We start from the raw sequence: 14,738 nt of genomic DNA, 5'->3' as shown, positions 1-14,738 counted from the left end.
TGTTTGAGTTATGTATACCATATTTTTACGCCAACCAAAAACAACTACTTTTTATGATACTTCTCCTTAGAAATATGGAACGCCTTTTATAAAATATAAACATTAAAACTGTTACTAAACTTTCTAATAACAACACATTGACTGCTGTCTTTTCATAAGAAAATGTTTGAGTCAGGATGACAACTTGGTCTGAAAACATACAGGTTGTAGATAATTCTTTTTTGTACCCAAAAGTAGTCACGACCATCATACCATAAATGCTGCTCCAGAAAATCGTGGGTAGTAAACACGATATGCTTTGCACCAGTCGTGCTAAGTATTAAAAATGGTCCTGAAAAATAAACTTGAAATCGGACAATTGCTAAAAGAATCAAGGACTCTTGTGTAAAAAGTATGATGCCTCCTACGCAAACTCTATGAGCCAGCTTCACTACAACTCGCTCTGCTAACTATGCCACCTTTGGACAGAAGAGTCTGGTGAGCTCTCTGATACATACTCAAATCCAATGTATTCATAATATTGAAGTATCCTAGAGATGCTTCTCCTGCAACATAAGCTAGCACAAACATATTTGTAACATCATAACATAAACACTCATTGCCAATATCAACAAACTCAAGTGTAATGGATACCAAAAAGCTATCATTAGAACCACTTAAAATATTACATTCCCGATTGAATAAAAACTGTTCAGTCCCGAGGCTATTATTCCTCCCTTCAACAAAATAAAGCATGCCAACCAAAGGGGAAAATAGGATTAAATATTTCGCCGCTAGCAAAAGGCACCAAATTAGATACTATTTTTACCTTAAGCAATTTAAACGAGAGTCATGCTCTTACATAGCAATTTAATTAATTTTAAGCTTATTGACCTTAATAAACTAGGCTTACTATCTATTTTTATCAATTCTTAACAAACTTTTCAACTCAAAAAATAATTTTGAAGATTCTAATATTATAATTTTATAGTAGCCAGATTAAATAATTATTATATTATTTACGAGAGTAATTACTCAGCACATAGCGATTACCCTTGATGATTTTAGCATGATTTCCAACTTTATTCTATATAGCTTATCATAATTTCTCATGGGAATGAAGCTATTCATTCCCCCAACCTTGTTATATAAATAAAAACATATAAACTCTCAGATTAGAGTGACTATCGCTGCTTTCCCTTCAGAAAGAAGGTTGCCTATGTTTCACCTGAAATTCTTTGTTTTGGTTAGTTTAAGGAATCAATCATGTAACGAAAAAATAAGCTTTATTTTTTTGAGATGCTTCTACAAACTAGAACATAACCCTTGTCCAAAAGACGAGAGCAGATTTTATGCCGCTATTTTTTTCATTATTCTCTTCAAGACTGCATTTAAGGTAAAAATTGTTATAGACTTGATACCGCTTATATTTGTGACGTGATCATGGGCCGCCTTCATAACTTCATTGGACTTGATTCTGCTCGTTCACATCATTTGACTAAGAACAAAAAAACGATAGCATATTGAATACTATCGATCGAATGTTGATATTTCAATATACGTGCTCCACTCCATCATCGAGTAATCTAGTCAAAAATTCAGCTACTTTAAAAAATGCATCCCATTTAAGATAGATATAATAACAGTCATAATCTAATTTTTTTACGATTTTTTTAAACACCTAACTTATACTTTATGACCGCATTTAAAGTTCCCACTCTGCCTTTTAAACGTTCAAAAAAACTTCTCTTTCGGATGGATGTCACATTTCCGCCATGGCGAATGAATAACATGAGCACATCATCAATCATCGTTACCTTTTTTTTATTCATTAAGGCACTCAAGGCGAGCCACTGGTCATGCATTTCAATTGTCTTCGGAAAAGGAAGGGACTCTTGTGCAACCTCAGAAGTAAAAGCCATCATACATCCAGAAAAACCATTTTTAATAATTGTATTTATGATTGTTGGTTGCAAATTATTAGTGTTGAGCTGATTCCAAGAATCAGTGATTTTTTTTAAATCTCCATCGACAACTTTCGAATCGTGAACAATCACATCACTAACAGTTGATTGCATTTTCCTCAACACAGTGTCAACTTTATTGTCCAACCAAATATCATCCTGATCTGATAAAAAAATAATCTCTCCATTTGCTAAAGATAGCGCTCGCTCAAAGCTTTTTATCGGACCAATATTTTTTTCATTCACATAAAAACGAATTCTATTATCATGCAAGCCTTTAATAAGGACTCCCGTCTGATCAGTCGAACAATCATCGACTATTATTATTTCATCATTAGCACTTAGTTGACGAAGAATTGATTCCAGTTGGCGAAGAACGAAAGCTGATCCGTTATACGTAGCCATGCAAATCGAAAGCATATTCTCCCCCCTCTTTTATCATCATGCTTAGAATATTTTCCATCCCCACTTATTGAAAAATCTTATCATTGAAATAATAAAGATTTTAAAGAGTTTTTGATTCTTATGAGCCTCTTTCCCATAATAGTGCACAAACTTTACAAAAGGATTATACAAAATTTTATACCCTGTTTTTTCAAGCTTTAAACACAGGTCATAATCTTCAAAGTACATAAAATACCGTTCATCAAATCCGTTTATGGCGTTAAAAACATCTTTCTTTAACAGCATGCAACAGCCCGAACCAATTCTGACAGGCGCAATTTCATTATCAGATAAATCTCGACATTCATATTTCGCCAGTCTTTTATCAAACAATTTTTTGATGATCCCCGAACGAAGATATCTCAGAACATAATCAAATACTGACACATTTTCTCTGATCAAATATTGAGTAGTCCCATCTGGATTTAAAATTTTGGGCACAACTAACCCCGTATCCTCCTCTAAAAAAATTGTCTCGATTAATTCATCTAAGCCCTCTTTATCAATAATAGCATCTGGATTTAAGATCAGAAACAATGGTTCATCAAGATCTTTAAGATTTAAGTTATGGGCACTGCCAAAGCCCAAATTTTCATCGTGAAAAACAATCTCGACATCCCTCGAATATTCATTTAATTGTTTTTTATAGTCAGCTGAGGAATTATTATCGAAAACCTTTATCCTAACATTTGAAGCATCTGCAAAATGTTTTATTAAATTGTCCAAAACCTCAAAAATATACTGACTATTATACGTTACAATACTAATGACAACTTTTTGCATCTTCAACTGTACCACTTTCCTCATTTATCAATACTTTTAGTTTTCCACCAGTATAACATAGGCAGAGAACCCTTGAAACTCTTTAAACTTCCAATACGTGATCCTAATGGTAAGCATCAAAGAAAAATACGATAATTTTTTTATCGATTTCCTCCAATAAAGAGACCTGGGCAGTCAACCACTGAATAGTTGTATAGGATTTCTCTACAAACAACAATATTTTTTTTGATTCTTTTAAATCTTTCACGGTCATTTTTGTAGAAACAACAATCCCTTCGCTACCTTGCAAATCTTCAAACAGTTTTGAATTGGATCCTTCCTGCAGTAGTGCCAAAAATTTATTTCGTTCATCAATCATACTAATAATATTTATTTTATTCAAAATTGTCGAAGGGCTGTCAAAGCTTCCATCAATGATTTTGACGTCTTGATTAACAACTTCTTCAATGTAGCCAATAGAATATATCTTTTTGTTGAAGATATCAACTGCTAGTGATATCATGATACCGAAAATCAATCCTATCAGAATAAAGACGATTAATGACACCTTACTGCTTCCTTTTACTGTTGCACTCACGTCCACAGGTAACATAGATTCATCAGTTGTAGAAAAAATATCATAATATATAGGAATTTCAGAGGTTGCTTGTGTTGGTTTCATCACAGATAAAACCACCTTGTTTTTTACATAATCAAAATCACTTGAGAACATCTGGCTATAAAGAAAATTAGAAATCTTATTTACATATTCTTTGTCCTCATGCACCACACGGATAAAAATAACCTCACCTTTGGAGGTTCTTACAAAGGTGTTAACACTTTGATCTAATTCCTCTCTTTCAATTTGAACACCTGCATCAGATAATTTTTCTATCTGATCCTCGTTTATCAACATAGTTTTGAGTTGGGCAACACTTGCAAAAGCTTGACCTTGATTGTTTTCTATTGACAAGGCAAATTCCGAAATAAAAACTTCCTGTGATTCCTCTTGTTCTATGGTGTCGTTGGGACTTTTTACTGTCATATTATATAAAATACCGCCAATTAATGCAACCAAGACTAAAAGTAAAATCAACCATTTTCTGCGATAAAGAAACTTTCCAATATTTTTCATTTCCAGTTTAAAAGACATTTTTACACCCTCTATAATTTTTTATAAATCCAAAATATTACTGGATAAACTAGCTGAAAACTCAATCCAGAAAACACTAACATATTGTCAAACATATTGAAAATTGCAATAGTACATAGGATGGCAAAACCAATTGTTTTCGTAGTATGCATATACTTCATCATGTATGAATAAAAGAAAATAAAAAAAACAAGATAAAAATAAGTCAATATCATGCCAAAAAAGCCTAATGTTTTAAAAGAAGAAATAAACATAGTTGAAACATTAAATACAGGCGAACGTCTTTGGTCTTGTTGGACCGTTCTACCAATTTTTTCTTCCACTCTTTTTCCTACAAAATCAGGAAATACTGTTTGCGTTATAAAAAGAGTATTGTCATTGCTTGGTTCAATTTTCTCTATCATGTATTGTAGGTTAGCAATTGGAGTACTTGCATATAAATATGCCCAGAAAAAAGGATCGGGAACAGGAGAATGTTTGAATTCATCTGTTGCTTGTCCCACTCTTAAAATAAAGGAACTATCTGTGATATTTTTAGCTGCATTTTCTGGATCAGAGCGTAAATTCCCAAAAATCCCAAAGCCATACAAAAAAAATATTAGCACTACCGCAAAAACAAATAAATATTTTAATTTGATAATCATTGTTTTCTTGTGTAGAAAAAAAATAAAAAACATTGAAGAAAGATTCATAATGAACCCCCCACGATTAAAAAGCATCATTGGAAAAGAAGCAAATAAAACAGATAGGGTTATTAGATACCATTTCTTTTCTTCTAAAAATAATTGCCAGGTGTATAACCCCATAAAAGAAATAAACGTTACAGCAAACACATGAAATCCTGGTATCCCCCCAAAACCGGAATAATCATATCCACTTTTGAAAATCAAAATTTCAACAATCGGAATTGCTTTTTCATAAGCAAACTCTGCACCCATAGATAATAATGCCAACAGTGTCCATGGAATAAGGTTAATTCTAAAAGATTTCTTCGAGAAAGTTCCCTCTGGAAATATCCTATTGTATATTTTTGAAAATAACAGCAAGCTTATGAGTACAAAAACAAGAAACAGCATCAAGGGGAAAGTTAACGCTTCGTTTAGTTTTGACCAATTTAACGAATATATAATTAATAAGCCTAAAATAATAATAAAAAAAATCGAGAAAGGGTTGAGCATTATTTTCTTTTGCAAAACGTTCACCTCCTGTCGATAGTTACATTCCAGTAACATCTTTCAACATAATCTTCAGAATAATTTTTATCTTAGAGGGAGAAATCACTAAACACTTCAGCAATCTCAACACACTATGCACATAATAATTTTTCAGCTTCTCTGGTTGAAATTCTGTTATAAATTTTTTTTCATAAAACAAAATATTTTCATAGCGCTGGGCACTGACTTGTCTTAAATTTTTAACTGACAGATCATGAACAATTTCACTTCTTAAAATCTTCACAGATCGGCTTTTTTCTTTTATTATCTGGAAAAACCAATAATCCAAATAGTCTAGAGGATACTCCAAATTAAACCCGTGAATTTCTTCTAAAAATTTAACCTGGGCAATCATTCCTGAGTTTATTGCCATTAAATTGGTGTAAGTTCCTGGTAAGACAGCATCTGCGGATTCTTTCAGAACTGGACTAAGCAAATTATGCTTTAGCGGGTCTTTAATTTGAGGAACCATCGCAACTTCTGTCAAATTGCCCTTTTTAATTTCACTAAGCACTTCTGTCAGATACTCAAGTGTAAGATGTGTGTCTTGGTCCAGCAGCATCAGCCATTCAGAACCTAAAATTTCCGCTTTTTTTAAAGCAAAGTTGTAAGCCACTGCAATTCCGGGATTATCAGGATTATGCTTATAACACAGATTGAATTCAGTTTTTGATGCTAGAACGCTAAAAATCTCCTGAGAATTTTCTTTATTGTTATCATATAAAATGACACGGATTCCTAAAGCAGAAGGGACTTTTTTTAAGTTTTCCAGTAAAGTGCTTAAAGTTATTGACTCTTCTAAATCAATGCCATAAAAAACAATCACTATTGTCAACATCTCAACCCTTCTTTCGAGAAAATTTGCTGCATCATAATTTCTAACTTATCTGCTGATTTTAATTCCGGTACTTCTGAAAGCCTTTGTCGATATCTTCTTGTTAATCTCCTCTTTTCAAAGAAATAACTGTAAAGTCTTCGACATCAAACTGAATCAATAGTGTTTTCATTGATGAACCTTGATATTCCCAATCGAAAACACCAGCACAAACATGTTAAACCCGACTACTACATATCTCCATACACCTTCATACAATCATTTGATTGATATCTATTCCCCCTAAAACAACATAGAAAAGCAGGCAAATAACTGTCAGCATTAGATAATTTATATATATTTATTCTCTTGCTTTAAATTTACTTTAGAAAAGCATAGGATATTCTCGGCAATTTTAGCATACTCAGGGGCTGTGACAACGGATAAGATAATTTCCCAATTTATCCGCACTTCCAAAAAACATCTCTTCGTCATTAGCAGGCTAACCCAACATTGCCTTATTTAAAATCACGCAAACTTATCTTGCAACTTGAAAAATAAAAAGTTGAAGGGATGGTAAAATGTGACCATTTAATTTTAATTTGAGCTGGCTGATTCTATAAAATTTTTTTCAGGTAGGATCATATGGTAGGTTTCCTGAAAAATTGTGGTGGGGTTAGCATCAGCGTGTATAGGCTGAAGTCTTCTTTTGAGACTATGACAAAATTAATACAACACTGAGTAATTTCACTACCATAGGTCAGATGGCTATTTTTAAAAAATTCTCCAGACCTATAAATAACAAAAAATATGAATTGTCTCATTCAAAATATTGATCGCCTGCAAGCAATATACCACATTGTTTTTCCAAGTCATAAAAATAAGAAGCAAGACGTTAGCCAAAACAACTTCTGTCATCACAAATTTTAAAATAAAAGTACTCAAAATCAATGGTGCTTTCTGCCAGATTTTTATAGTTCCCAATCATACTATTTTCCAACATATTTGTGACTAAACAAGACGCACTCACAAGACATTTTTTAAAAAATTTTTATCATGCAGAGGCCCTGCTAATTGCTCCATTCACATTATACATGAATTTATATTTTTCTTCTATTATTGCAAAAAATTTAATTATTCCTTATTTATTTTGCTATTTAGAAAATTAGAAAAAATAGTAACGAAAATACTCCCCATAAGTATGCGGAATAAAAAATTATTTACCTTTAGCAACAAGGATATTGTTTTTCAAACACTTAAAAGATTTGCCAGAACATCTTGATGAAGAGTTCAAACAAAAAGTACAAAAGCTATTAAAGTATGAAGTTGGTATTGCCAATGCCCTTATTTCCCCTTATTCCAATGGCTAATTGGAAGCCAGAATACCCCCATATTAAAACACTGAAGCGAGTTCCCTACGACTTTAAATCATTTCGTAACATTAGAATCAGGATTTTGGGTTGTATAATTTTTGGTGTGGATGAAGAAATTCATTCAATTGAAAAAACAACACTTTTTTGTCGTGAATGTCAAACGACTTTTGTTGCTGCCTACCCTGAAGTTGACGCAGGGTGTGCCAATAGAGTCAAACAATCCATTGCCATTGAACTTTCGATGAAGGTTTTAGCCCGTCGTCACGGTGTCTCTCCTACTACGACCACACGAATTTAAGTCGCTCAAACATATCACAAAGAAAATGAGCTTTATTTTTTGTGATGCTTCCACACGCAAGATCATTGATATCTTCCCCAATAGGTTACAGAAAACCTTACGTGATTATTTTTCCAGGTATTCCTTCAAAGCACTTACCCAAGTTAAAAAGATTGTGATTGATATGAATGCCGATTATTTTTCCGTCATTACAGAACTCTTTCCGAATGCTAAAATTATTATCGATCTTTTTCATGTCGTTCAACTTATGTCACGTGCTCTTAATCAAACACGGGTAGCTTTTATGGAGAAGTTGTTTGGTACTGAACACGAAAAAATGAAAGATTATTGAAAATTGAAGCGTTACTGGCGATTGATGTTAAAATCGGCCACTCATCTTAATTACCAAGACTATTCGTATCAGCGTTTAATTAAAAGCCGATGCTGAAACAGAAATTGTGGCTTACCTTCTTGCTCTTGACCCCACTTTAAAAGCAACCTATCAGCTGTATCAAAAGCTGCTTTATTAGGCTCAAAAATGATTTTAAAAGGTTCAAACAGAATCTGGCATCAGTAAAACCAGAGGTGCCACTCTATATGAAAACCTCGGTCAAAACACTTAATAAACATCTAAAGAGAATTGAAAACACCTTCAAGTATCCTTATTCTAATGGTCCTCTGGAAGGGCTTATCAATAAAATCAAGGCCATTAAATGGACTGCTTATGGCTATCGTACCTTTTAACACTTTAAGCATCGTATTCTTGTCAGTTTTAAACTGACAAACCCAAAAGACAACTCCGCTTATCTACGCGAAGTTGTCTAAGTTTGTTATTTAATTTCGGTTAAATTCTAGCCATCCACATCATTTGACTAAGAGCCATTTTTACTCATCAGTCCTATTTGACCAAGAGCCATTAAATCACGTCAAATAACCACAAGAAAGGATGATATGCTTTGTCTCATCATATCAAAAAAATGCTAAAAATTGTAGACTCTCATTTAATTATTTCAAAAGTTTCTCAAGAAAACGCCCGTCATCAAAACACCTTAGTCATTTATGCCAAGCTAAGTCCCAAATTGAAAGTCTGTCCTAACTGAAATGATTCTTCCCCTCCCCCATAATACTGCCTGTTTTTATCATTTAGGGCAAACCTATCATATAATTTGTTGGAGGAGTCAAAATTTTAGTTGTTCTATTTCTTTAAGCATACGTTTCTTTTATCTGTCTTCACTTTTTATCTGGTATTAGTTGACTCATTTTTTTTTGAAAATCTGCACTATCTAAAGGATTAGCGAAAAACGTCTTTGTCTCATATCCTGCCAGCACTTCCCTCGCATACGGCAAATCAGCAGCAATAATTGATGCCCCTGCTTTTTTTGCCTCCATTAACGGCAATCCAACTGTTTCCAACAATGAAGGAAAAATCAAAATCGTTTTACAATAATAGCCAAATACTTGTTCCTGACTCATTTTACCAGCAAACTGAATAGGTAACCGGTATTTCTGAGCTTCATTGAATAATTTCTCTACAAATGAATTTTCATCTCCTTTTAGAGTGAAGATCACTTTAAATTGCCTATTTTGTGTCACAAGCCCCTTTGCAGCTTCAACTATGACTTGATGATTTTTATAACTTTCCCCACTAGCAGGATAAAAGAATACAGCTCTATCTATTGTTTCTCGAGCTAATAGCTCAGGGATTTCTATTTCATAATATGGTTTTTCAACTTTAACAGCGTGACAGTTTTTTTTTGTTTTTTTTACTTCATCAGCCATCCACTCGGTCTGAACAATCACCTCGTCCGCCTGGCGGATTGACTTGATGATTTTTTTTGAAATCAAATGTTTATAAACCCAAAGTTTCATATCATGACGTATCGAAAAATTGACAGTAGTAAACGGCATGGCATTCTGCACCAATAGAGTTTGCGGTTGACTGACATTGGGAACCAGAATATTTTGTAATGAAATAATTTTGTCAACACCATATTCTCTAATGATTTTTCTCACGCAAAAATATTCAAAGAATAAACGATGAAACCAACTTTTTTTTATCCACCTTTTATTAATAACTGTAACATTTTCAGTTGATGTCAACTCGGGAGTGCTTATTAAAAAAACATAGTCGTTTTCTGTATCTTTGGAAAATTTTTCATAGTACATTTGGAGAATGGATAGGGCTCCACCTCCATCAGCTGCTACGTTGTAAACTAAATATTTCATTTTTTATTCTCTCCATACAATGCGATTAACATAATCTGTGTAAGATAAAATAATTCTTAATACCTTCTCTGAGACATTAGGCATAGAATAATCAAACACCTGTCGCAATGTGCTTTTTTCTTGCGTTTCCAGAACTGTTAGACCTTGCATAATTCTTTCCTCACTGAGGCCCACCATCATCACACTGGCTTCCTCCATGGCTTCCGGTCTTTCATGAGCTTCACGGATATTTAAAGCCTTAAAACCAAGTATGGAAGATTCCTCGCTGATCGTCCCGCTATCACTCAAAACTGCTTTAGCATTGATTTGAAGATGATTATAGTCAATAAATCCTAGAGGTTTTGATAAGATAATCAGAGGATTCAATGTAACCTTCTTTTCCTCAATCATCTTTCTGGTTCGCGGATGAGTACTGACAAGTATCGGCAACTCATACTCCTCAGCAACTTTGTTCAAGCTATTAATCAAATTGAAGAAGTTTTTCTCAGAATTGATATTCTCTTCCCGGTGTGCAGAAACAACGAAATAATCGTCTTTTTTCAATTGCAGCTTTTCCAAGATATCAGAGTTTTCAATATCCTTCTTTTTCGACATCAATACTTCAAACATAGGGCTGCCAGTCTTGATTACTCTGTCAGCGGGAAGTCCTTCTCTTAACAAATACTCTCTAGCAATATCACTATACGTTAGATTAATATCTGCCGTATGATCCACGATTTTTCTATTTGTTTCTTCTGGTACTCGTTGGTCAAAACAGCGGTTGCCAGCCTCCATATGGAAAATCGGAATTTTTCTTCTTTTCGCAGCGATGGCACTCAAACAACTGTTAGTATCTCCGAGAACTAATAAAGCTTCTGGATTTTCTTTATCTAAAACTTTTTCAATGTTGATTAAAATATTACCGATAGTCTCAATAGCTGTCCCAACTGCTGAATCCAGAAAATAATCTGGCTTCCTCAAATTGAAGTCCTTGAAAAAAACTTCATTTAATTCATAATCATAGTTTTGTCCTGTGTGGACAATAATATGATGAATTGCTTCACTTTTTTCCAATTTATCGATTACGGCAGCAAGGCGGATGATTTCAGGCCTTGTGCCTACCACTGTCATCACTTTTAATTTTTTCACACTATACCTCCAAAAAGAACGTATCGGGAGCACTAGGATCAAAGGGTTCATTGACCCACATGACCGTCACCATATCTTCGCTCCCCAAATTTTCTATATTATGCGTGTAACCCACGGGGATATCCACTACTTCTAATTTGTCATCACCCACAAAGTAACTGATGATTGCATCTGAATCAGGTTGTCTAAAACGAATGACCCCATTGCCCTTAACCACAAGAAATTTTTCGTTTTTTGTATGATGCCAGTGATTTCCTTTCACGATTCCCGGTTTCGAGATGTTGATGGATACTTGACCCGCATTTTCCGTACGCAAAAACTCAGTAAAGGAACCGCGATCGTCAACATTCATTTTCAACTCATAAGAAAAATCATCTTCTGGCAGAAAACTCAAGTAAGTACTGTATAATTTTTTAGTCAATTCATTTCCCATATCAGGAACCTGCAGATTCTTTCTGCTTTCCTTAAAGGACTGTATCGTTTCTGCAATCCAGCCCAATGTCTGCTTATAAACCACCGGAACAAAGCAAAAATCACCATCCCGTGACTCTTTTCCTTTCAGTGCTTCGATCAACTCATTTACTAAATCATCTATATAGACCAGAGTCAGCACTACTTTGGGATCATTCACAGTGATTTCAAGACCATGAGCAATATTATAACAAAATGTGGCAATAGCACTATTGTAGTTTGGACGGCTCCACTTGCCAAACACATTAGGAAATCTGTAAATAAATGTTTGAATATGATTTTTTTCACCATATTCCTTGATAAGATGCTCACTATCATTTTTACTCTTCCCATAAGGATTGTCTAAATCTGCCTGAGTAGAAGAGGAAATCATGATCGGTGCTTTATTTTTATGTTTTTCCAGTAAATTCAGCAACGTATTTGTAAAGCCAGTATTTCCCTCTTGAAACTCTTCCTCCTTTTTTGGTCGATTCACTCCCGCAAGGTGGAATACAAATTCCGCTTTTTGACAAAACATCTCAAGTTCAGCTGCAGAAGTTTCCTTGTCCGCCAAAAACAATTCGTGATAGCCTCTGTTGTTCAACTCACTTGCTAAATTTCTTCCAATGAACCCATTTGCTCCTGTAATTAAGATATTCATCAGCTTTCCCAACTCTCTAGTTCGCTGTTTACATAGTCTAAAGTCAGCAATTTGGCTTTTACTTCCTCTACAGAAAGTCTCGTTGTGTTGTGAGAATTATACTCTTGTTCACCACTTAATTCTTCTAAACCGTTACCGAAATATTTATCATAGTTCAAATCTCTGTTATCTGCAGGAATACGGTAGAAATCTCCTGCATCTTCTGCTTTTGAATACTCCTCTTTCGTCAATAGCGTCTCATAAAGCTTTTCCCCATGACGAGTCCCAATAATTTTTACTTCTTCTTTATAATTAAATAACTCTTTAACCGCCTGTGCCAAATCCTCAATGGTGGATGCGGGCGATTTTTGCACCATTATATCGCCGGATTTAGCATTTTTAAACGCAAAAATCACCAGTTCAACGGCTTCTTCCAGACTCATTAAATATCTTGTCATTTCCGGATTAGTTACAGTCAACGGCTGATTTGTTTTTATTTGTTCTATAAACAATGGGATCACCGAGCCTCTAGAAGCCATGACATTCCCATATCTTGTGCCGCAAATCAATGTTTTATCTTCTGGTACCGTACGCGATTTTGCTACAAAAACTTTCTCCATCATTGCCTTGGAAATCCCCATAGCATTGATCGGGTACGCAGCTTTATCCGTAGATAAACAAATGACTTTTTTCACTCCCTCATCAATTGCCGCCTGCAGAACATTTTCAGTACCTAAGACATTCGTCTTTACAGCCTCTAACGGGAAAAATTCACATGAAGGGACCTGCTTTAATGCAGCGGCATGGAAAACGTAATCTACACCATGAATCGCATTTCGGATACTCTGATAATCCCGTACGTCACCAATATAAAATTTCAACTTATCATTTTTATACTGCTTGCGCATATCGTCTTGTTTTTTTTCATCTCTAGAAAAAATACGGATTTCTCTGATTTTCGTGTTCAAAAATCTCTCCATAACAGCATTGCCGAAAGAACCAGTCCCTCCAGTAATCATCAATACTTTGTTTTCAAACATAGTGTCGGTCATTTTCATATTCCTTCTTCCTCTTTATTTACCATTTCTGCCATCTTATCCAAAGTCACATTCACAAACTTATCTTTGTTAAAATGCTCTTTGTAGTAAGCTAAAGAATTTTCTCCCAGTATTTTTTTTTCTTCTATTGGCAGCTGAACAAACTTTTCAACAGCTCTCGCCAAAGATACCGCATCTGACGAGGAAACACATAGACCACACTGTGCTTCGGATATAACAATTTTAGCATCTCCATCAATTGCGGCGATGACAGGCTTGCCCGCAGCCATGTATCCTTGCAATTTGGCAGGGATAGTCAAACCGATTTTATTTTCAAATTCTAAGGTCAACAAAAAAGCATCGGCAAGTTCGTTAAAAACAGGCATCCTGTCTGCTGGTTGGTTGCCGTAAAAAACAATACGATCTTCAACAGCCAATTCTTTTGAAAGTTTGACACAATTTTCAAAATTAGAACCCCCGCCGACGATATGAAAAAGAAAAGATTGGTTTATGTTAATCTCATCCACTGCACGAATGATTGTTTCAACATCTTGAACATAGCCAATGTTTCCGGTGTATACAAAATTAACTTCTGCTGTTGGAATATCCATAGCTGGTTCCCCCATTGTCTGGTGGCGATTATCCTCGGCATGTTGCGGAAGATAGTCCATTTTTTCATAAGACACTTGGTTTTCTTGGTGGAGATATTCCATAAACGAATGGGAACTTACTAGGATATGATCAGCTTGATTATACATATACCTGCTCATCCTGTGCACGATTTTGAAAACAATGCTGTGTTCTTGTATATTCATCGCTTTCAGTGCCTCAGGCCAGATATCTAAACAATAGACTAATAATGGGATTTTATTGCGCTTGGCAACGATGATTCCCGGAAAAATCATCGTTGCAGGCGAAGGTTGATATACATAAACGATGTCAAAAGTTTGTTTTGTGAACCATCCCCATAAAGAGCCGAAAAAAGCAAACGATAAATAATTGAGGGACCGGAAAATCGGTCCTTTTCTTCTGGAAAAAGTTCTTACCCTCTTGATCGTGCATCCATTATAAACTTCTGTCCTATTTTTAAAAAAACGATACTTTTCATGGATTTTCCCAGTCGTATAATCTCCTAGGCCGCTGAGGACAGTTATTTCGTTGCCTTCCTTAGCAAAATCCTTTATCAATTCATTTATTTTAAAATTGTCAGGATAAAAACTCTGACTTACTATCAATATTTTCATACCCAGTCTCCACTCAATTACTCCAAAATCAAC

The 14,738-nt window shown here is 34.7% G+C and carries 13 protein-coding genes and 1 pseudogene; 4 read left to right on the top strand and 10 right to left on the bottom strand.

Annotated elements, in window-relative coordinates:
- Nucleotides 1–1,652: 1,652 nt before the first annotated feature.
- From AC4PHI_RS02660 to AC4PHI_RS02640, 5 genes are all read right to left on the bottom strand, one after another.
- On the bottom strand, nt 1,653–2,363 hold the full coding sequence (locus AC4PHI_RS02660) for a glycosyltransferase (RefSeq protein WP_492200780.1): 711 nt from the start codon (nt 2,361–2,363) through the stop codon (nt 1,653–1,655).
- A 27-nt stretch (nt 2,364–2,390) separates the two neighbouring features.
- On the bottom strand, nt 2,391–3,170 hold the full coding sequence (locus tag AC4PHI_RS02655) for a glycosyltransferase family 2 protein (RefSeq protein ID WP_492201521.1): 780 nt from the start codon (nt 3,168–3,170) through the stop codon (nt 2,391–2,393).
- 103 nt (nt 3,171–3,273) lie between these two features.
- The gene (locus tag AC4PHI_RS02650; protein WP_492200779.1) at nt 3,274–4,302 is read right to left on the bottom strand and encodes a hypothetical protein; all 1,029 of its coding nucleotides are present in this window, start codon (nt 4,300–4,302) and stop codon (nt 3,274–3,276) included.
- Nucleotides 4,303–4,313: 11 nt separating this feature from the next.
- Complete coding sequence (locus AC4PHI_RS02645; protein WP_492200778.1) at nt 4,314–5,495, bottom strand: O-antigen polymerase; 1,182 nt, start codon at nt 5,493–5,495, stop codon at nt 4,314–4,316.
- A 22-nt stretch (nt 5,496–5,517) separates the two neighbouring features.
- Nucleotides 5,518–6,354, bottom strand: coding sequence for a glycosyltransferase (locus AC4PHI_RS02640; protein WP_492200777.1), 837 nt, complete (start codon nt 6,352–6,354; stop codon nt 5,518–5,520).
- Nucleotides 6,355–7,571: 1,217 nt separating this feature from the next.
- Here AC4PHI_RS02640 and AC4PHI_RS02635 point away from each other — a divergent pair.
- From AC4PHI_RS02635 to AC4PHI_RS02620, 4 genes and pseudogenes are all read left to right on the top strand, one after another.
- Nucleotides 7,572–7,785 (top strand): annotated as a pseudogene (locus AC4PHI_RS02635) (ISL3 family transposase); the annotation flags it as partial.
- The gene (locus tag AC4PHI_RS02630) at nt 7,786–8,001 is read left to right on the top strand and encodes a hypothetical protein (RefSeq protein ID WP_492201613.1); all 216 of its coding nucleotides are present in this window, start codon (nt 7,786–7,788) and stop codon (nt 7,999–8,001) included.
- A 25-nt stretch (nt 8,002–8,026) separates the two neighbouring features.
- On the top strand, nt 8,027–8,332 hold the full coding sequence (locus AC4PHI_RS02625; protein ID WP_492200776.1) for a transposase: 306 nt from the start codon (nt 8,027–8,029) through the stop codon (nt 8,330–8,332).
- 149 nt (nt 8,333–8,481) lie between these two features.
- Nucleotides 8,482–8,724 carry a transposase gene (locus AC4PHI_RS02620; RefSeq protein ID WP_492201520.1) on the top strand — a complete coding sequence of 81 codons (243 nt, stop codon included), beginning with the start codon at nt 8,482–8,484 and terminating at the stop codon, nt 8,722–8,724.
- 486 nt (nt 8,725–9,210) lie between these two features.
- Here the strand turns inward: AC4PHI_RS02620 and AC4PHI_RS02615 are convergent, their stop codons facing one another.
- The 5 genes from AC4PHI_RS02615 to AC4PHI_RS02595 are packed head-to-tail and all read right to left on the bottom strand — an operon-like array spanning nt 9,211 to nt 14,705.
- Nucleotides 9,211–10,206, bottom strand: coding sequence for a glycosyltransferase (locus AC4PHI_RS02615; RefSeq protein ID WP_492200775.1), 996 nt, complete (start codon nt 10,204–10,206; stop codon nt 9,211–9,213).
- Between the two features lie 3 nt (nt 10,207–10,209).
- A complete protein-coding gene (wecB, locus tag AC4PHI_RS02610) occupies nt 10,210–11,334 on the bottom strand; it encodes a non-hydrolyzing UDP-N-acetylglucosamine 2-epimerase (RefSeq protein ID WP_492200774.1) in 1,125 nt (374 codons plus the stop codon).
- A gap of 1 nt (nt 11,335) precedes the next feature.
- Nucleotides 11,336–12,445: a capsular polysaccharide biosynthesis protein CapF gene (locus AC4PHI_RS02605; protein ID WP_492200773.1), complete on the bottom strand. Its 1,110-nt coding sequence runs from the start codon at nt 12,443–12,445 to the stop codon at nt 11,336–11,338.
- A complete protein-coding gene (locus tag AC4PHI_RS02600) occupies nt 12,445–13,464 on the bottom strand; it encodes a polysaccharide biosynthesis protein (protein ID WP_492201519.1) in 1,020 nt (339 codons plus the stop codon). Before AC4PHI_RS02600 ends, AC4PHI_RS02605 begins: the two co-directional genes overlap by 1 nt.
- 14 nt (nt 13,465–13,478) lie before the next feature.
- Nucleotides 13,479–14,705, bottom strand: coding sequence for a glycosyltransferase family 4 protein (locus tag AC4PHI_RS02595; RefSeq protein ID WP_492200772.1), 1,227 nt, complete (start codon nt 14,703–14,705; stop codon nt 13,479–13,481).
- Nucleotides 14,706–14,738: the final 33 nt, after the last annotated feature.

Source organism: Vagococcus sp. QWL-13 (assembly GCF_058683555.1).
The sequence above is the reverse complement of the archived record's forward strand: the minus strand, read 5'-3'. Positions and strand labels throughout refer to the sequence as shown.